Annotated in this window: 18 protein-coding genes; 5 read left to right on the forward strand and 13 right to left on the reverse strand. The window is 71.2% G+C overall.

Translation table 11 applies throughout. From position 1 onward, the window contains the following. Both BM339_RS44290 and BM339_RS44295 read left to right on the forward strand, forming a co-directional pair. Positions 1–482: ABC transporter ATP-binding protein (locus BM339_RS44290; RefSeq protein ID WP_143118840.1), on the forward strand; the 482-nt coding region annotated here is incomplete at its 5' end. Positions 483–486: 4 nt separating this feature from the next. Then, positions 487–3081, forward strand: coding sequence for an FtsX-like permease family protein (locus BM339_RS44295; RefSeq protein WP_143118841.1), 2595 nt, complete (start codon positions 487–489; stop codon positions 3079–3081). Between the two features lie 65 nt (positions 3082–3146). On the opposite strand, the gene BM339_RS44300 is transcribed toward BM339_RS44295, so the two are convergent. Together BM339_RS44300 and BM339_RS44305 are read right to left on the reverse strand one after the other, a co-directional pair. Continuing rightward, positions 3147–3422 carry a DUF397 domain-containing protein gene (locus tag BM339_RS44300; protein ID WP_337959953.1) on the reverse strand — a complete coding sequence of 92 codons (276 nt, stop codon included), beginning with the start codon at positions 3420–3422 and terminating at the stop codon, positions 3147–3149. A gap of 164 nt (positions 3423–3586) precedes the next feature. Beyond that, complete coding sequence (locus BM339_RS44305; RefSeq protein WP_075024732.1) at positions 3587–4414, reverse strand: helix-turn-helix domain-containing protein; 828 nt, start codon at positions 4412–4414, stop codon at positions 3587–3589. Positions 4415–4981: 567 nt separating this feature from the next. On the opposite strand from BM339_RS44305, the gene BM339_RS44310 reads away from it, so the two are divergent. The 3 genes from BM339_RS44310 to BM339_RS44320 all read left to right on the forward strand — a co-directional run bounded on the left by BM339_RS44310 (position 4982) and on the right by BM339_RS44320 (position 6434). Beyond that, positions 4982–5389, forward strand: a complete 408-nt coding sequence (locus BM339_RS44310; RefSeq protein WP_075024733.1) for a hypothetical protein — start codon at positions 4982–4984, stop codon at positions 5387–5389. A gap of 205 nt (positions 5390–5594) precedes the next feature. Next, a complete protein-coding gene (locus tag BM339_RS44315; RefSeq protein ID WP_075024734.1) occupies positions 5595–5828 on the forward strand; it encodes a hypothetical protein in 234 nt (77 codons plus the stop codon). Positions 5829–6071: 243 nt separating this feature from the next. Next, on the forward strand, positions 6072–6434 hold the full coding sequence (locus BM339_RS44320) for a VOC family protein (RefSeq protein ID WP_177287923.1): 363 nt from the start codon (positions 6072–6074) through the stop codon (positions 6432–6434). Between the two features lie 292 nt (positions 6435–6726). Here BM339_RS44320 and BM339_RS44325 read toward each other — a convergent pair whose 3' ends face one another. The 11 genes from BM339_RS44325 to BM339_RS44380 form a co-directional block, all read right to left on the reverse strand. Then, positions 6727–6936 carry a hypothetical protein gene (locus BM339_RS44325; protein ID WP_075024735.1) on the reverse strand — a complete coding sequence of 70 codons (210 nt, stop codon included), beginning with the start codon at positions 6934–6936 and terminating at the stop codon, positions 6727–6729. Positions 6937–7290: 354 nt separating this feature from the next. Continuing rightward, complete coding sequence (locus BM339_RS44335; RefSeq protein ID WP_075024737.1) at positions 7291–8526, reverse strand: outer membrane protein assembly factor BamB family protein; 1236 nt, start codon at positions 8524–8526, stop codon at positions 7291–7293. 73 nt (positions 8527–8599) lie between these two features. Further along, positions 8600–9679 (reverse strand): biotin synthase BioB, encoded by a 1080-nt coding sequence (gene bioB / locus BM339_RS44340; protein WP_075024738.1) that lies wholly within the window; start codon positions 9677–9679, stop codon positions 8600–8602. Between the two features lie 110 nt (positions 9680–9789). Next, positions 9790–10311 (reverse strand): Uma2 family endonuclease, encoded by a 522-nt coding sequence (locus BM339_RS44345; RefSeq protein WP_143118842.1) that lies wholly within the window; start codon positions 10309–10311, stop codon positions 9790–9792. Positions 10312–10342: 31 nt separating this feature from the next. Continuing rightward, positions 10343–11044, reverse strand: a complete 702-nt coding sequence (locus BM339_RS44350) for an SDR family oxidoreductase (protein WP_075024740.1) — start codon at positions 11042–11044, stop codon at positions 10343–10345. 32 nt (positions 11045–11076) lie between these two features. Continuing rightward, on the reverse strand, positions 11077–11913 hold the full coding sequence (locus BM339_RS44355; protein WP_021597268.1) for an SAM-dependent methyltransferase: 837 nt from the start codon (positions 11911–11913) through the stop codon (positions 11077–11079). Positions 11914–12003: 90 nt separating this feature from the next. After that, positions 12004–13521, reverse strand: a complete 1518-nt coding sequence (locus BM339_RS44360) for a class I adenylate-forming enzyme family protein (RefSeq protein ID WP_075024741.1) — start codon at positions 13519–13521, stop codon at positions 12004–12006. 53 nt (positions 13522–13574) lie between these two features. Beyond that, positions 13575–14378, reverse strand: a complete 804-nt coding sequence (locus tag BM339_RS44365) for an SAM-dependent methyltransferase (RefSeq protein ID WP_021597270.1) — start codon at positions 14376–14378, stop codon at positions 13575–13577. 138 nt (positions 14379–14516) lie between these two features. Beyond that, on the reverse strand, positions 14517–15599 hold the full coding sequence (locus BM339_RS44370; RefSeq protein WP_021597271.1) for a TIGR03857 family LLM class F420-dependent oxidoreductase: 1083 nt from the start codon (positions 15597–15599) through the stop codon (positions 14517–14519). Positions 15600–15608: 9 nt separating this feature from the next. Continuing rightward, positions 15609–17753 carry a hypothetical protein gene (locus tag BM339_RS50460; protein ID WP_177287924.1) on the reverse strand — a complete coding sequence of 715 codons (2145 nt, stop codon included), beginning with the start codon at positions 17751–17753 and terminating at the stop codon, positions 15609–15611. 64 nt (positions 17754–17817) lie between these two features. After that, positions 17818–18723 (reverse strand): LysR family transcriptional regulator, encoded by a 906-nt coding sequence (locus BM339_RS44380; RefSeq protein WP_075024743.1) that lies wholly within the window; start codon positions 18721–18723, stop codon positions 17818–17820. Positions 18724–18815: the final 92 nt, after the last annotated feature.

Genomic DNA, 18815 nt, shown 5'->3' on the forward strand with positions numbered 1-18815 from the left:
AGCTGCGCCGCGACCGGCTCGGGTTCGTGTTCCAGTCGTTCAACCTGCTGCCGATGCTGACGGCGGAGGAGAACATCCGGCTGACCGGCCGGCTCGGGAACCGCCGCGCCGACCGGGCCTGGTTCGACACCATCGTGGACGCCCTCGGCCTGCGCGAGCGGCTGTCGCACCGCCCCAGCGAGCTGTCGGGCGGCCAGCAGCAGCGGGTCGCGGTGGCACGCGCGCTGCTGACCCGGCCCGAGGTGCTGTTCGCCGACGAGCCGACCGGCAACCTCGACTCCCGCTCCGGCGCCGAGGTACTGGGATTCCTGCGCCGCGCCGTCGACGCCTACCGGCAGACCGTGATCATGGTGACGCACGACCCCGGCGCCGCCGCGCACGCCGACCGGGTGCTGTTCCTCGCCGACGGGACGATCGTCGACGAGCTGGCGGCGCCCACCATCGACGCCGTTCATGCCCGCATGCGCCGGATGGAGGGCTGACACCGTGGGGAACCCCTTGTGGCTCATCGCGCGCCGCTCCTTCGCCGAGGGCTGGCCCCGGCTCACCGCCACCCTTCTCGCGGCGCTGGGCTCCATCGCGCTCATCGCGGGCTCGCTCCAGTTCGCGCTGCGCGCGCAGGACGCGGTGGCGGGCAGCGACGCGAGCGAGTACTTCCGCGCGGACGTGCTCGTCCAGGGCGGGACGGTGGAGCCCGGCGACCCGGCCGCGGTGCCCGACGGCCGGATCCGCCTGGACCGGGTCGCGTCCCGGCCCGGGGTCGCGGCGGCCGCGGGGGACGCCGCGGTGGAGGTCACGGCCGCGCGCGCCGACGGGCGGGCGGTCACGGCGTCGGCCGAGGGCCGGACGCTGCTACGCCCCTGGGTGCACGAGTCCCGGCTGAACCCCTACCGGCTGGTGGCCGGGCGCGCGCCCGCGGCGGACGGTGAGGTGGCGGTCGTCCAGTACATGTCGCGTGCCGGGAAGGTGCGCGTCGGCGACACATTGACGCTGACACTGCCCCGCCAGACGCGCCGGGTGCGGGTCTCCGGGGTGGTCAGCGTGCAGGGCCGCGACGCCGTGGCCGCCGGGAACCTGGTGCTCGCCCCGCCCGAGACCGTCCGCCGTGCCGCCATGCTGCCCGCGGGCACCTGGCAGAGCGTCTGGGTGAAGGCCGCCCCGGGCGTGCCCGCCGACCGGCTGCGCGGCGAGCTGGCCCGGGACCTGGGCGGCGCGGCCACCGTCCGGACCGCGGCGTCGGTGCGGGACGCGCAGACGTCCGCGGCGGCGGGCGAGGGCGCCACGGTCGCCGGCATCATCGGCATGCTCTCCTCAGTGGCGATCTTCGTCGGCCTGTTCGTGGTGGCCAACACGTTCGGCACGCTGGTGCGGCAGCGGACCCGGCGGCTCGCGCTCCTCGGGGCGATCGGCGCCACTCCGCGGCAGATCAAGCGGCTGATCCGCCTGGAGGCGCTGGTGCTGGGCGCGATCGCCGCGGTGGGCGGGACGGCCGCGGGCGGGCCGCTGTCCGGGCTGATCATCCGGCTGTTCGCACGGGACGGCTTCGACGTCTCCGCCGCCGCCCCCCGGGTCGACTGGGTCTCGCTGGGCCTCCCGGCCGCGGCCGGAGTCCTGGTCACGCAGCTGGCCGCCTGGCGGGCGGCGCGCCGCGCCGCGGGCATCTCGCCCGTCCAGGCGCTGCGCAGCACCGTCGCCGAATCCCGGGAGCGCCGCTGGCCGCGAGTCCTGGGCGCCCTCGTGATCTTCGCCGGAGCGGGCTTCTGGTGCGCGGTCGGGGTAGCGGTCCGAGCGAGCGACCCCCCGGGCCAGGACCGCACCTTCGGGGTCTCACTCATGATCGTTTTCGGTGCGATGCTGGCCGTGACGGGGCTGGCCGTCCTCACCCCGTTCTTCGTCGGGCCGCTCGGCGGGTTCGTGGGCCGCGTCGGGACGCTGGTCGGCGGGGAGACCGGCCGGCTGGCGCACGCGACCATCACCCGCAGCCCGCGCCGGGTGTCCTCGGCCGCCTCGTCGCTGATGCTGGGCGTCGCGCTGGTCGCCTCGGTGGCGCTGGTGACACTGTCGGTGAACGACCGGTTCCGGGAGACGGGACGGCAGGTCATGGCCGCCGACCACGCGATCACCGCGACCGCCCGGACCGCCGAGGGCGCGCCCGCGCCGGTGGCCCGGGACGTGGCGGACCTGGTGGCGGGCACGCCCGGGGTGTCGCGGGCGACCGCCCTCACCCGGACCGAGGTCACGCTGGTGTCTCCGGACCGTGCCGATCCGGAGGAGGAACCCGAACCGTTCGAATTCCTCGTCACCGGCGCCGAGCAGATCGGGCTGCGGGACGTCCTGCGGCTGGGCGGTCGGCCGCCCGCCCTGCGCACTGGGCAGATCGCGCTGTCGTCGACCGTCCTGAAGGAGCGGGGCCTGCGGCGCGGGCAGCAGATCGTCGTGCGGGGCGCCCAGGGCCGGGTGACGCTCACCGTGGCGGACGCGTACCACGACCCGTCCCACCTGTTCGCCGAGCAGGCGCTCGTGGCGCCCGCCACGATGGACCGGCTCGACGTCAACGCCGCGACCCAGGCGGTCCTCGTGCGAGGCGGCTCCCAGCGGGACCTGGCCCGGGCCGTGGCCGGGGCGCCCGGCCTGCGGGTCCTCGACCGCGACGCCTACGTGGACGCGGCGTCGGACTCGCTCACCCGGGCGCTGCGGGCCACGTACACCTTCATCGGCATGGCGCTGCTGCTGTCGCTGTTCGGGATGGCGACCACGGTGTCGATGAGCGTCGCCGAACGCACCCGCGAGTTCGGGCTGCTCGGCGCCGTGGGCGCCACCGCGAGGCAGATCCGCTCGATCGTCCGCTGGGAGGCGGCCACCGTGGTCGTCCTCGGCACGCTCCTCGGCCTCGGCATCGCGATGGGAACCCTGGCGCTGCTGCACGTGACGACCGGCAGCTCGTTCCTGCGCCCGAACCCGCCGTGGTGGCTGTTCCCGGCCGTAGCGGCGGGCGCCGCGGTGGCGGCCTTGGCGACCTCGTCACTGCCCGCCCGCCGCGCCGCGGCCGTCCCCGTCCTGGAGGCCGCGAAGGCGGAGTGAACCCCCGACACACGAAACCCCCGGCCCGTGGACGTCGATCGGGCCGGGGGCCTGCCTCGCCGGGATCAGCCCAGGTCGAGGCTACCGCTCTTCACCCGGACCGCGAACGCCTGCCACGCGGACGGCCCGAACACCAGCTTCGGCCCATCCGGGTCCTTAGAGTCCCGCACCGCCACCGCCGCCCTCCAGTCCGCCACCTCCACGCACTGCCCACCGGTGTCGTCGCTCTTGCTGCTCTTCTTCCATGGGGCAGAGGAGATCGGTATCACGGACGCCACCTCGACGCACGCACCGCCGGTATCCGTACTACGGCTGCTCTTCTTCCACTCAGCAGCGGACATCGGCATCATCGGCGCAAGTTCGACACACTGATCTCCGGTGTGAGTGCTGTGACTGCTCCTCTGCCAGCAGCCTGACGGTCCCCAAGCAACCTCAACGCCCTCGGCGCCGACTGAATCGCTGCGGCTACTCATACGCCATTGCACAACCCGTCTGCGCTGCGCGGTCATTGACTCTCCAAGATCGTCCGGAGGAAAGTGAGGGAATCCTCGGCGGTCATCGCCGAAGCCCTGATCAAATCGAAACGTACCCCATACTTCCGGACAACCGCAGGGTGATCGATCAGCTGTGCTCCCGCATGACCCTCGACGTGCACGACATCCGGCTCGTCTTGAAAACTAAGGATCATGAACGCACCAGGCAAGCCCGCGTAGGCGCCCTTGGTACCCGCGACGATCTGGATCGTAACCTGAAAGAGGTCCGTCAAGTCGATAAGGTGCCGAATCTGCCCCTTCATCACCTCTGGGCCTCCGATGGGGCGGCGGATGGCGGCCTCGTCGAAGATTGCGACCACATGAGGCGGGTCCTCCCGCCCCAGAATTTCCTGTCGCTCCATGCGAGTTCTGACAAGTTGGTCTAGGGCGTCTGCCGTCCTCCCCAGCTTGAGCACCTCGTGCGCGTACTCCTGCGTCTGGAACAGCCCGGTGATGACCATGATCTCGAAGATGTAGATCACCTCGGCCTCTTGCTCCCGCGCGATGAAGTCGGGGAAGCCTGGAGGCAGGACGGCGAGGCGTCCGAAGTCTCGGATCCACCCCCAGAGGCGGTAGAAGGTCCCGTTCGTCTCGAAGTAGGTGTCGCACGCCCTGGCGAAGTCGTCGGACGGCGCCGAATTGCCCGATTCGACCTGACCGATCCACTGAGGCGTGAATCCTAGTCTTTCGGCGAACTGCGGTCGGGACATCTTGGATGCTTCGCGATAAGCCCGAAGTTCCGTACCGAAGTACTCGGTGGGCGAGGAGGGGACTCCGGGGTCGCGGGGGCGGCGGGGCATGGGGGGCCTCCATTCGAAAGCGGTGCGGATTTCGAACCGCACGCGGGGGTGTTTCTTTCTCCGGGCTTCTTGCTCTTCCAGAAGATAACGCGATCACAGGAAGATGTGGAGTGGTAACGGAGAGAAATCGCACTGAAAGTTCGAACCGATCATGAACACGCCCCGCAACGCCGCTGACCAGGCGTTGACCCAACTCCGGGAGGACTTCCGGGGTCACCGGATCTGGCGCGCGACACGCCACGACGGGAAGCCTGGCGACTGGGTCGCCACTCTGCACGACCCAAAGGCCGGTGTAGATCCGACCGTTGTACGCAGCACCGCAGAGGAACTCCGCAAGACACTCACCATCGAACGCAGTCGCGCCACCAATCGCACTACGCGCGAACCAAGTAAGTGGGTGCGCTGGTAATGGGATGGGTAGAACCGAAGAAACTGAACGCCGGCGCCCCAATTTCCTGTACTACGGTCTACCTTGACCAACTTGCGCATGAAATCATCCGGCAAGGCTGGAAGGCCGTCCCGCGCTACGACGGTCCGCACCCGCTGCTGCGCGTCTTCGATCCGGCCGTGCCGGATTTCGGGGAGAGCATCACGCTCGTCCCCGGAACAACTCCCGACGTGTGGTGGTACCGATCGAGCACGGGCGAGAACCTGGCCCCGCACACCAAGCCGGCCCGCGCAGCCGAGCGGATCACCCGGATCCTCCTCCCCTTCGTGACGGCCGCACTAGCCGCCCGGACCCACCAGCGGCAAACGAGCGAGACCGGACTCCCCACTCCCCCGTCCGCCCCGGACCCGATCCGCGCCCGGACGATCGCCGAGCTCCACGCACGCTTCGGCGTCATCTCCTGGTGGGGCACCCACACCAAGGAATGGTGGGCACTCCTCCCCTCCGGGACGCAATGGAGACTCCTCAACGCCCCCACCCCGGCAGCCCTCACCGAGGCCATCCTCCACGCCCGCGCGACCCGCTGACGCCCCAAGCCGCCGCGCGGCGGAAGGCCACTCCCGTCCCTCCCGCCGCGCGGCTTCACCCGTTGAGTGCGGAGACGGATACCCATATCGGACGGGCGGTCGCCGGATGTGGACAAATCCAGCTGACTGAACGGCGACCTACTCGACCAGGTTTACGCTGAGGCTCCTTTCCGGCACAGGGCGCCGCCGCATAAGGGGGAACTTCATGGCGTGGTACGAGCGGGTTCGGTGGCCGGATGGCGGCGTGCTCATGGTGATGCCATACGATCCCGAGCTTCACGCCTCGGGCAGCGCGGGGCGCCAGGGAAAGTGCAACTGGGCGGATCACAACATCGAGGCCCGCTGGTCGGTGGTGTGGCGGGGCGATCGCTGGGCGGTCTGCGACGATGACCTCGTCGCTTTCGCACGATACGAGCTCGGCGCGGAGGAGCCGCCCTAGGCGAAGTGTCCGATGGCCGACCTCGAATCACAATTCCGCGACCACGTGGTCAGCAGGTTGATGAAGCTGAAGGCGCGCAATAGGGCGTGTATCGAAGCGCCGGTCACAGTCACCCGTTGCTCTGAGGCAGGGGTAAACCGCTACTACGGCGGGGGATGTGGTGGGTACGGTGTAGCTGGTGGCCGGTGATCACATGCAGCGGCGGCTTACAGAGACAGACGCGCGGACACGAAGGAGCAAATGATGCCGGGCGCTGTACTGCGAGGGGTGACTTTGGACTGTGCCGACCCGCAGGTGCTGGCGGGCTTCTACGGTGCATTGACCGGGATGCGCGAGCTCTTCAGTACCGACGAGTTCGTCGCTCTGACCGACGACTCCGGCTGTGATCTGGGATTCCAGAGGGTCGACGGATACCGGGCTCCGCAGTGGCCGGGTCAGGACGTGCCACAACAGCTCCACCTGGATTTCCGCACTGACGACCTCGATGCGATGGAAGAGGTCGCGCTGCAACTCGGCGCCTCCAAACCTGCCCATCAACCCGGCGACAGACGCTGGCGGGTACTCCTGGATCCGGCTGGCCACCCCTTCTGCCTGACGTCTTCCTGACATCCCCGGCGTTGCCGGGTATCCCCGGTCAGCAACAACGGTTCCAATACCGCCCTTTGCGCGTCCGTCAGTTCTCCACGTGCCGCGAAACAAGATCATCCAACCGTCCAAGTTCCACATTCGACACACGCCCTAGGAGGACCGCGCGGCTGGGCGAGCGTGGCAGGGGGCGGCCGGTCCCGGCGGTGCTCTCGGCGGGATCGAAGGACTCAGGCGGCCGGTGTGCGGCGGTTACCAACGAACCTGGGGAAGGGCGGTCGCCCCGCCCCAGGCTCCTGGCACCGGGCCGGTGCTAGTGGCCGCGGCTGACGAGGACGATCCAGAAGACGCCGGCGGCCTGCCCGGCGGCGACCTTGCGATCCTGAGCCGCCAAGCGGACGGCCACGAACGTGGCGAAGGCCGCGGCAAAGGCGAGCCGAACGTCCAGGACGACACCGCCGGTAGTGCTGGGAGACGGCGCCAGCACGGCCGTCAGCAGGGAGAGAGTGTCGATCGAGGGCATGGTGCCTCCATCTCGTTCATGGACGAGGACCTCCCGTCCGCCCCTTCCGCGGCTCCGGCCGTGCTTTGACAGCAACGAGGTTCAAGAAATCCGCCCGATGGGGACGTCGTCTTCATCGGACGAGGTCTGACGGAGGACTACGCCGCAGACGTCTGCCCTCGGCGTCGACGGGCATTTCACCTCGTACCTGGCCGACGCCGACCTGATGCGCGAGGACGACTTCGACGCCTTCTTCATCGGCCGCCGGCGGGCCCTGCTCGGCAAGATCGTGACAGCGATGGGCAAGGTGATCGACGAGACCGCCGCGTCCCCGGACACGCTGGAAGGCGACAACGACACCGACGACCTGTGGGCTCAGTGTGGTAGGTCGAAGGCGAGGGTGAGGTTGTCTATCTGGGCGAGTAGGAGGCCGTCGCCGATCGCGAGGTTGTTCTCGAACGCCACGCTGTCGGTCTCGATCCTTGGTGGCGGCCAGGCGACGCTTGGCAGGGTCCGGCTCATCGTGCCCCGCTTCGTGTCGAAGACCTTCAACCCTCCGCTGGGGTCGGGCCCGTACAGGCTGGCGCGATGAAGTGGTGCGTATTCGGTGTCCAGGCCGCCTGGGACGTCGACCGACCAGAGTGGCGAGCCGTCGCTGAGGTTCAGGGCCTGGACGTGCGAGTCGGAGAGGAAGGTGTCGCCGACCAGCAGCCGGTCGTCCAGGAGCCGCCATCCCGGCATGCCCAACCCGGTGACTGGCCGCCGCCAGCGACGCTGTCCGGTGCCGAGGTCGTACGCGACGATCCAGGAGGAGTCGTTGGAGCCTTCCTCGACCAGTACCCGGCCGGCCCCGACACCTATGACCCTCTTGATCGGGCCGGTAGCGCGCCACAAGAGCGTCGCGTCGGGCAGCCGGCGCACATGCAGCCCGGCGGGAGCGGTGTTGGTGTCGTAGGCCAGCACGCCGGCTCCGGTCGCGGTGGTGTCGAGCTGCGCCGGGATGTGCCAGCGCGGCTTGCCCGTCCGCGCGTGGAGGCTGGTGATCGACGTGCCGATGTCGAGCACATCGCCGTGCTCGGTCACGACGGTCTCGTTGTCGAGTCCCTCGGGAAAGCGGCCGGACCGTTGGGCGCACCACAGGTTGCGGCCTGTGGTGATGTCGAACGCCGCCACATGGTCACTGCTGCTGAGATTGAGGATGCCGGGCGCGCCGGCGGCGCCCGGCGGTGTCGTCCCCCTCCGCTCCCACACGGTCGCGCCGTCGGAGGCTCGCATCACCCTGACGACCGGCCACTCACGGCCGTCGCCGCGCTCGGGGGGAAGGTTCACCGCGACCAAGCCGCCCTTGACCGGTCCTAATCGGACCTCATCGCCGGCCGGGTGGGCGGTCGCCCAGCGGAGTCGTCCCAGGTGCCGATCGCCTGGGAAGTTCCGGGCCTGGACGAGGGCGCGTTCCGCGACCGGGGTCGGACGGGCTGTGCCCTCGTCCGCCGGGGCGAAGTCTTCCAGGCATCGGTCCGGCTGGGCGGCCGTATCGGCCATGGGCACCACCGCGGCCAGTATGAGCGCCAGCGCGGCCCAGATCCGCGCGGGCCGCGCCATGCTGATCATGCGGCCGAGGCTAGGGACGCTCGCCCCTTCCCGCAAGCCGCCAGAGTCAGCTCATGAGCCGAGGTACGACCTGTCACGCATTGGGCGGCAGGTCGGTTCCGGCGCCGCGGTGGCGCATCGCCACCAGGTCGGCGCGGGCGTGTTCGCCGCTTCGGTGTTCGGGCAGCGTGGTCGTGTCCGTTTGCTCCACCTCGAAGCCGGCGTCCGCGATCATGTCCAGGTCGGCCTTGCCCGCCTGGCCTTCGCTGGTCAGGTAATCGCCCAGGAAGATCGAGTTGACCACGTGCAGCGCGAGCGGCTGGAGCGTCCGCAGGTGGATCTCCCGTCCTCCGGCGAGACGGACCTCCACATCCGGGCAGACGAACCGCACCATCGCCAGGATCCGCAGGCACCGCTGCGGGGTCAGGGCCCAATCCTCGGCCATCGGAGTTCCCTTGAACGGGATCAGGAAGTTCACCGGGACCGAGTCCACGTCCAGCTCACGCAGCGCGAACACCACGTCCACCAGGTCCGAGTCACTTTCGCCCATTCCCGCGATCAGACCGGAGCAGGCCGAGAGACCTTCCGCCTTGCTCTTCTGTACGGACGCGACGCGGTCGGTGAAGTCGTGCGTCGTGCAGATGTCCGCGTACACGGCCTCGGCGGTGTTGAGGTTGTGGTTGTAAGCGTGGGCGCCTGCCTCCCGCAGCCGCGCCGCCTGCCCGTCGGACAGCAGCCCGAGACAGGCGCAGATCTCCACGTCCTCGTTCTGCTTCTTGATCGCCGCGATGGTGTCGGCGACCCGTTCCACGTCCCGGCCGGTCGGGCCGCGCCCGCTGGCCACCAGGCACACGCGTTTGGCGCCGCCGGCCACGCCCGCCTCGGCGGCCGCGGCCGCCTCATCGGGCTTCAGCCAGGTATAGGTCAGAACGTCTGCCTTCGACCCCAACCGCTGCGAGCAGTACGAGCAATCCTCGGGGCACAGCCCCGACTTCAGATTGACCAGATAGTTCAGCTTGACCCGGCGCCCGAACCAGTGCCGGCGTACCTCCCCAGCCGCGGCCACCACTTCGAGCAGGTCGTCATCGCGGGTCCCCAGCACCGCGAGCGCCTCGTCCCGAGTCGGCGGCTCACGCCGCAGCCCCTTGTCAACCAGAGTGTCCAGCAGATCCATGCCGCCGATCCTCGCCTGACGCGCAGGCCCGGCCAAGGCACGAACCCCACAAGACGAACCGATCAAGATCTGTCCACAACGACGGTCCGTCGGCGCGGCGGGGCAGCCGATCAGAAATCGTGGGTGGGAAGCACGCCTTTTAGAGGCTCCGGGATGGAGAGGTCTTCACCGAGGACGACAGAGGCGCTGTGAGTGTAGTCGTCACCGCGCGGCTCGGAGAAGATCGTCGCCTTCCCCTCCAGCCGGTCGATCAGCAGGTAGAGCGGGATGTCGGCGGCGGCGTAACCACGGCGCTTGGGCCCGCGATCACGCTCGGCGCCCTTGCGGTCACGAGCACGGCCGGACGTCACCTCCAGGACCATCGCCACCCCGTCCGGTTTACTGTGCCATTCGCATCCCGCGAAGGCGCCCTTGGGCGCTGCGATGCCGTCGGGGACGTACTCCCCTTCCGGGCTGATCAACGTCAGGTTCCGGTGCAGCCGCAGCCCATGGACCTCTCGAACCCAATCGTCAACGGCTACGACGATGGTCTCGTGCTGTCCGTCCGGGGGCGGCGACACGATGATCTCTGCATCTATGAGTTCGGCGCGGAAACCCGGCATCACGTCGAGCACGGCAAATGCCTCGCGCAAGCCGTCATTTTCGCGTGGTGGCAAGGGAGTGTCAGAGGGGTGAGGGGACGGGGCGGATGGTGAGGGTGTTGACGTCGACGCCGTCCGGCTGCCCGATCGCCCACACGATGGCGTCGGCGATCCGGTCGGCGTCGATCATCGCCCGGTCCGGCGGGCCGCCGTCCGCGTCGAAGAAGTTGGTCTCCGTTGCTCCGGGATTGACCAGGGTCACTCCCACTCCGTCATGGGTCACCATGCGCCGGGTGTTCTCGGCGAGCCCGGTCACCGCCCATTTGGTCGCCCCGTAGATGTTGCCGGGGCTGTAGACCACTCCCGCGACACTTCCGATGAGCACGATCCGTCCGTGCGTCCGCTTCAACTCGGGCAGGGCGGCCCTGATCAGCAGCGCCGGTCCGAGCACATTGGTCAGCACCATGTCGCGCCATACGGCGGGGTCCCCATCGGTCACGTCGTCGAAAGAGGCGAAGCCTGCATTGGCCACGACCGCGTTGAGCCGCCCGAATTCCTTGACCGTGGACTCGACGGCGGCCTGCACGTCCTCGTAGTCGCTCGCGTCGCCGACGAACGTGCGCAGCCCTGCCGGGTGGCCCATCGACTCGGCGAAGCGATGGAGACGATCCGCGCCCCGTCCGGTGATGCTCACCCGGTACCCCCGGCTCAGGAGCAGGCGGGCCGTGGCCGCCCCGATTCCGCTTCCGCCGCCGGTGATCAGGCAGACAGGAGAGTCACTCACGTGCAGCCCCCTCGTGGATCTCGTCGTACGGGTCAGGGTTTGAGGGCTACGCCGCCGTAGGCGCCGGCCTGGGAGGAGGCGAGGGCGGCGTCCTTCGGGTTGCCGTCGGGGCGCCATTCGGTGACGGGGACGACGCCCGGGTCGACCAGGTTCCAGCCGGTGAAGAACTCCTCGACCCGGTCGCGGGAGCGGACGGTCAGGTTCACGCCGGACGCGGTGTAGGTGCTCACCACGGCGCGGGACTCCTCCGGGTTCTCCACCAGGTCGGCGGTCGCGTGCGAGAAGATCATCACACTGCCGGGCGGCAGGACCCCCTTGTAGCGCTCCAGGATCTCGCCCGGTCCGTCCTCGTCGGGGACGAAGTGCAGGAGGGCGACCGTGAGCAGCGCGACGGGCCGCGTGAAGTCGATGAGCTCCGCCGTCTCGGGCGCGGACAGGATGCGCTCGTGGTCGCGGAAGTCGGCGTCCAGGTAGGCGGTGCGGCCCTCGGGGGTGCCGGCGAGCAGCGCGCGGGCGTGCGTCAGGACGATCGGGTCGTTGTCGACGTAGACGACGCGCGAGTCGGGAGCGATGGCCTGGGCGACCTCGTGGGTGTTGTCGGAGGCCGGGATCCCGGTGCCGATGTCCAGGTACTGGCGGATGCCGAGGTCGGCGGCGAACCGCACGGCGCGGCCGAGGAAACGGCGGTTGGCCTGGGCGGCCACGGCGATATCGGGGAAGATTTCGAGCGCCTTCGCGGCCGCTTCCCGGTCGGCCGCGAAATTGTCCTTGCCGCCCAGGTAGTAGTCGTACATGCGCGCCGAATGGGGGACGTCCGTCCGCAGGTCCGAGGACGGTGCGTGATCGCCCTGCCACTCCGACGACACCATTGGCGACTCCCCCGGTCCGGCATTTTCTCGCCCCGGCTTTCCCGCCGGTAACTTTGATCCTATCCGGGCCCGGGGGGCGTCACGGCCGTTTCAGGAATCGCGTTCCTTAAGCAGGGCCTTGTGGATTTTGCCGACGGGGGTGAGGGGCACCTCCGCGGTGATGACGAACTGGCGGGGGACCTTGTAGTCGGCCAGCCGGTCCCGGCAGTAGGCGGCCAGTTCGTCCTCGGTGGGCGGACCGCTCTCGGGGCTCGGGACGATGTAGAAGCGCCCCACCTCGCCGAGGACGTCGTCGGGGACGCCGATGCCCGCGGCCATCGCCACCTTGGGGTGGGCGGTCAGGACGTTCTCGATCTCGACCGGGTACACGTTGAAGCCGCCCTGGATGTACATCTCCTTCTTGCGGCCGCGCAGGACCAGGTGGCCGTCCGGTTCCATCTCGACCATGTCGCCGGTGGCCAGCCAGCCGTCCGGGGAGAAGACCTCGGCGGTCTCGGACGGCATGTCCCAGTAGCCGGCGGCGACGCACCCGCCGCGGATCTGGAGCTCGCCCGCCTCGCCGGGCGGGAGGACGCCGCCGTCCGGGCCGACGACCCGGGCCTCGAAGTCGCCGATGATCGCGCCGAGGGTCCGGGAGACCGTCTCGGGGTCGTCGTCCAGCGGGGACAGCACGCACGCGCCGGAGGACTCCGACAGGCCGTACAGGCCGTAGACCGGGGCTCCCGGGAAGCCCTGGCGGATGGCGTCGGCCAGCGCGGGTTCCACGTTCGAGCCGCCCGCCACGCACATGCGCACGGACGAGACGTCGTGGTCGGCGAAGTCGGGACGGCCGAGCATCAGCACGTACATGGTCGGGACGGCGCCGAGGTACGTCACCCGGTGGCGCTCGATGGCGCGCAGGGCCGCGTCCGGGGAGAACGCCGGGAGGAGGGCGACCGAGCCGCCGCTGACCAGGGCGGTCATGAGGGTGCAGGTGATGCCGCCGACATGGTTGAACGGAAGGTGCCCCAGGAGGACGTCGTCCTCGGTCATCCCGCAGTGGTCCGCCTGCGCGTGGGCGGACGCCAGGATGCCGCGGTGGGTGATGACCGCGCCCTTGGGCCGTCCCGTCGTGCCCGAGGTGTAGAGGATCATGAGCGGGTCGTCGGGACGCACCGCGCCGGCGGCCGACGCGAGCGCCGCCGGGTCGGCGGAGGACGCCGTCAGGTCGTCGAAGCCGGCACCGAAGTGCACGGCCGGGATCTTCGCCGACTCGTAGAACGCCGCGAAGTCGAAGCCGGGCACGGAGTCGAGGCTGATGACCAGCCGGGCGCCGCTCTGCCCCAGCATGTAGGACAGCTCCCGCTCCCGGTAGCGGACGTTGAGCGGGACGACGACCGCGCCGATCCGGGCCGCGCCGAAGAAGGCCGCGAGCCACTGCGGGGTGTTGAGGCCCAGCAGGCCGATCCTGTCCCCGCGGGAGACGCCGCGGGCCAGCAGGCCGGCCGCGACCCGTCCGGCCAGCGCGTCGAACTCGGCGAACGTGATGGTGCCGTCGCCGTCGCGCAGGAACGTCGTGTTCCGTGCCGCGGCGTGCTCAAGCGTCGCTCCGACCGTCTCTGCCCGCATCTCGCCCTCTCTCGTCACGATTCCTGGTCATGGGAGCGGGGTTTGCGCACACCTCAGAGCTTGCGGCCGACGCCGGCGTAGAACCAGATCGGCAGGGCCTCCTCCAGAGCGACCTCGCGGTCGGGACGCCACAGCGGCGCCCACACCAGGCCGGGGTCGACGAGCTCGAAGTCGCCGAACAGGGCCGTCACCTGGTCGCGGTCCCGGGGCGTCCCGGGCGCGTTGGTCTTCTTGTAGACCTCGACCACCTTGGCGACGATGTCCGGGACGCCGTCGGCGGAGGCATGGGTGATCGCCATGTGGCTGCCCGGGGCCAGCGCGGCGCGGAGGGCGGCCATGATGCCGGGCGGGTCGTCCTCGTCGGCGATGAAGTGGAGCGTCGCGATCGTCAGCAGCCCGACCGGCTTGGTGAAGTCCAGCAGCGGCGTGATCTCGGCGTGCTCCAGGATCTCCCGGGGGCGGCGGATGTCGGCCTGGACCATTCGCGTGCCCGGCGAGTCGGCGAGGATCGCGCGGCCGTGCGCGACGACCTGGCCGTCGTAGTCGACGTAGGCGACGCGGGCGGCGGGGTTCACCGACTGGGCGATCTGGTGGACGTTCTGCTGCGTGGGGAGCCCCGTGCCGATGTCGAGGAACTGGTCGATGCCCTGCTCGGCCATGTACCGCACGGCGCGGCCCATGAACGCCCGGTTCTCCTTGATCAGGGTGATCAGGGTGGGGTCGGCGGCCTTCGCCTCCTCGGCACGGAGACGGTCGGCCTCGTAGTGGTCCTTGCCGCCGAGGTAGTAGTCGTACATCCGGGCGATGTTCGGGACGGTCGGGTCGAATCCGCCTGGCCGGAACCCCTCGCCTGCCACCGTGTCTCCTCACCGGCCGCTCATGATCTTCGGTACTACCTTACGGTGCCTTGCCCGTCCCTCGAACCGTTCCAAGCGGGCGCACCGATCACGATTCGGTTCCGCGCCTGGTCAGCTCGTCCTGTTCGAAGATGGTCGTCATCGGGAGGCCCGGCCGGGGTTGGCGGGCAGCCCGCCGAACCGCGCCGGCCGGACGCGCCGGTAGGCGTCCAGCACGGGGGCGAGCTCGGCCGGCGTCGCGCCGTGCAGGATCACGCTGTCGGCGCCCGCGTCGAACTGGGAGAGCACGCGGGCGGCGCACCGCTCGGGCGTGCCCGTGGCGGACGCGGCGAGCCACTCCTCGGGGAGGAGTCCGGCGACACGCCGCAGCTGCTCGGTGGTGCCGATCGCGTCGAAGGCGCCCGGGTAGCCGGAGACGAGGTCGTCGGCGCGGAACCGGGCCAGCACCGCCGGGTCCCAGCCGTTGACCCTGACCAGCAGGTCGCCGTAGCCCTGGAGGTAGGTGGCGAGGCGGCCGACGAGCTTGCGCAGCCGCGGTTCCTCGTCCAGGTGGTCGCCGACCGTGGCGAGCACCGACCAGATCCGGACGGACGCCGGGTCGCGCCCGGCCTCGTCCGCACCGCGCCGGACCGCGGCGACGGCTTTGGCGAGGGTCTCGTCGGTGAAGAAGGTGTGCAGGACGACGCCGTCGGCGACGCGCCCGGCGAACTCCAGCGTCCGCTCCCCCATCGCGGTCAGGATGACCGGGACGTCCTCGTCGAACGCGGGATCCTGGCTGAGGTAGGGGAAGGTCCCGGCGGGCCCGTCGTGCCCGGCGACCGCTTCGCCGTGCCAGAGGCGGCGCAGGATCCCGATGACGTCCTCGAGCTGCGCGGAGGTCACCCGGGGCAGGCCCATGACGTCGAAGAGGGCGTCGAATCCGCGCCCCAGGCCCAGCGCGAACCGCCCACCGGACATCCGGTGCATGGTGGTCGCGAAGGTCGCCGTCAGCAGCGGGTGCCGGGTGTTCGGATTCGTCGCCGCGGTCGCGATCCCGATCCGCTCGCTCACGGCCGCGGCGGCCCCCGACAGCGCGGCCGCCTCCTTGGTCGTGAAGCGCTCGGACAGGAAGACCGCCCCGAGGCCCAGCCGCTCGCCCTCCGCGACCTCGGCGAGCAGGTCCCGGGGGCTGTCCGAATGCCCGGCAAGCCCGTAGAAGCCCAGCTCGGGAAGATCACTCATGAGCGGACCTTAGTCTGGACAGGTGTCCACATCAAGGGAGGGGCGCGGGGACGGCGTTCGCGCCGGCGCCGTGCCGCCCGCGCGGGCGCAGGTCAGGGCGACGACGGGCAGCAGCGTGACGAGCCCGAAGGTGACGAGCCGGATGCCGTAGTCGTTGACGACCGCGCCGATCACGCACGTGGTCAGCACCGCCGCGAGGGTGGGGCGCAGCGCCGGCCACTCGCGCAGGGCGGCGTGCGACCAGGCCGGAGCGAACCGCTCGGGCCGCGCCACCGCCAGGACCAGGAGCGCGAGGACGAGCACGGTCCCCCACGCCACCGGGCCGCCCGCCAGCGAGCCCAGCGCGTAGCCGGCCTTGCGCTCGACGAGCTGCCAGGCCTGCCCGTCGAGCACCTCCTGGACGAAGCGCCCGGCATGCGTCCGCGAGGCCGGCGGGCGCAGCCAGTCGGCCGCGCCCACGGCCGCGACCACGGCGACCGCCGCCGACCCGACCGCCGCCAGCCGCACCGGTGTCAGCGGCACCCCGGCGATCGTGAGCGCCAGCACCGCGACCCCCGGGATCAGGGCCAGGCCCCCTCCCACGTCGGCGCCCCAGCCGGGCCAGGTGTCGACGGCGACCGCGACGGCGCCGATGGCCGCCACCGCCGCGGTCGCCGCCCGGCGCCGCCCGCGGGCGGTCAGCTCGGCCGCGGCCGCTCCGGCCAGCACCAGCGCGGCGACGGAGAAGACGGCGAAGGTGGAGTTGCCGAACCCGTAGTACCGGCCGCCGTACAGTGCGGACGGGCCGAACGGGCTCGCACGGTGCAGCAGGGTGCCGGTCGCCGCGTCCACGACCAGCACGCTGAAGGTCAGCAGGCCGACCGCCAGGGGCACGTGCCAGAGCGGGCGCGCGGGCAGCAGCGCCACCGGCACGACCGCCACCGCGACGGTGACGGCCAGGGCGCCCCACAGCGTCGCGTCCGGGAACGGGCTGTGCCACCACCGCGTCAGCGACACCAGATACATCGAGACCGGGATCACCGAGAAGACGAGGGCCGCGCCGGCGAAGGCCCGCCTCCCCCTGTCCGACGATCGGCGCCGCGCCATCGCTGCGGCGGCGAACAGCACGAGCTGCGAACCCGCCACGATGACCAGGAGCAGCCCCGCCCAGCGCCGCAGCGTCTGGTCGGTCGTGGTCACGGCGCCCAGCTCGTGCACGGTCCTCGTCGCGTCGGTGGGGCGCGCCCGGCCGAGGGAGATCGGCGCGCCGCTGAACTCCGCCGGCTCGGGGGCGCCGGCCGCGTCCACGAGGGTGCTCGGGACGTCCAGCAGCCGCACCACCCCGCCCCAGCGGGTCGAGGTGACCGTCAGCAGCGCGGGATCGGGCCGGGACGCCGTCACCGGGCCGCGGACCATGCTCACCGCGAGGTGGGGCGTCCCGCCCGGCGGCTCGGTGACCCCCTGGATCAGCACGGTGACCTCGCCGCCGAGGCGCCGCAGGACCTCGCCCGCGAACGCGTCGATCCTCGCCAGCGAGGCGAGCCGCCCGGATCCCGACTCCACGACCTGGCCGCCGTCGATCACCGTGACCGGGCAGCGGAGCGCGGCGCCGTCGACGGTGGCGCGGTAGCGCCCGACCGTACCGTCCGGGCGCGCGAGGGCGATCGCGGCGCCGGGGCCGACGGCGGTCTCGCACCCCTCGTGCTCCGCCAGCGCCCTGCCGAGCACCCCGGGGAGCGGTGAGAACTCCGACCGGCGCTGGGCGTCGACGAGCCGGTCCCACCGCGTCACCCGCGCGCCACGGCCGGTGTCCCGCACCGCCGGGAGGGGGACGCAACCACCCGCGCCGGTGCGCGGGCCCACGGCGGCCTGCCCCGCCGACAGCGACAGCCACCCGTCGGACGCGCACGCGGACCCGCCGGTCGTGCGCACGGTCGCCGCGCCGGTCGCCGCACCGCCGGTGAGCAGCCGCCACAGGTGCGGCGTCTGGTTCGCGCGGATGTCCCCCCACGCCAGCCCGGCGACGCCGATGACCACCACCGGCGCGCGGACCGGCCGGGCGTCCGCCCCGGCGCGGCCCATGATCTGCACCGCCGCCGATCCGATGACCAGGCAGACGAGCACGGCCGCCCACCCCACCGCGATCCCGCCGCGCCTGCCCGCCCCATCGATCATGTACGCCAGGGTCCAGCGGGACGCCGCGGCGGGCAACCGGTCGCCCCGGATCGGGACCGGCCGGTCAGGCGTCCAGCCCGGCGGCGACGCAGGCGGCCGTCTCGCGGAGCCAGATGTGGGCCGCGTCCTGCGTGTGGACGGGGTGCCACCACAGCGCCTCCTGGACGGGCACCGCCTCGAACGGGCACGGCAGGACGCGGACCTTCGCGACCGGGCGCAACAGCTCGGCGAGGCGGCGCTGGATCAGGGCGATGCGGCGGGTCCCGGCGACGAGGCTCGGGAGGAGCTGGAAGCTCTGCACCGACACCTCGACGCGCGGTTCCAGGCCGAGCATGCTGAGCTGCCGCGCGGCCGGGGCGTCGTAGGGGCGCTGGAAGACGACCCAGGGCAGGGTGGCGAGGTCGTCCATGGTGAGGCGGTCGCCGACGTCGGGGTGGTCGTCGGCGACGACGCAGACCCACTCGTCGCGGTACAGCTCGACGGTCGGGAAGCCGCTGACGATGCCGTGCGGCATGAGCAGGCCGTCGACGGCGCTGAGGACGGCGCCGGTGTCGTCGACGATGTCGGGGGAGAACTGCTGGAAGACCAGGCGCGTCCCCGGGGCGTCGGTGTGCAGGGCGCGGGCCAGTCCGGCGCCGAACACCGCGACCGCGTAGTCGGACGCGACGATCGTGAACTCGCGGCCGGCGGTGGCGGGGTCGAACTCGGCGCGGCTGGTGAAGAGCCGCTCCAGGAGGGCGCAGGCCGTCTCGGCGGGTGCCCGCAGCGCCGCGCCGAGCGGGGTCAGCTCGTAGGTGTTGCCCGCCCTGACCAGCAGGTCGTCGGCGAAGTGGCGGCGGAGGCGGGCGAGGGCGGCGCTGGTGGCGGGCTGGCTGAGCCCGATGCGCTGCCCGGCCCTCGTGACGTTGCGTTCTGTCAGCAGCGCGTCGAGGGCGACCAGGAGGTTGAGGTCGAGACTCGCCAGGTTCATCGGTCATCCACGGGGTCGATGGGTGGCATACGAGGAATCTATTTCCCAGATCCAGATGGGTGCCTCAAGGTTAGGGGCACAGACCGAGAGGA

It is taken from the genome of Actinomadura madurae (assembly GCF_900115095.1).
GTDB lineage: Bacteria > Actinomycetota > Actinomycetes > Streptosporangiales > Streptosporangiaceae > Spirillospora > Spirillospora madurae.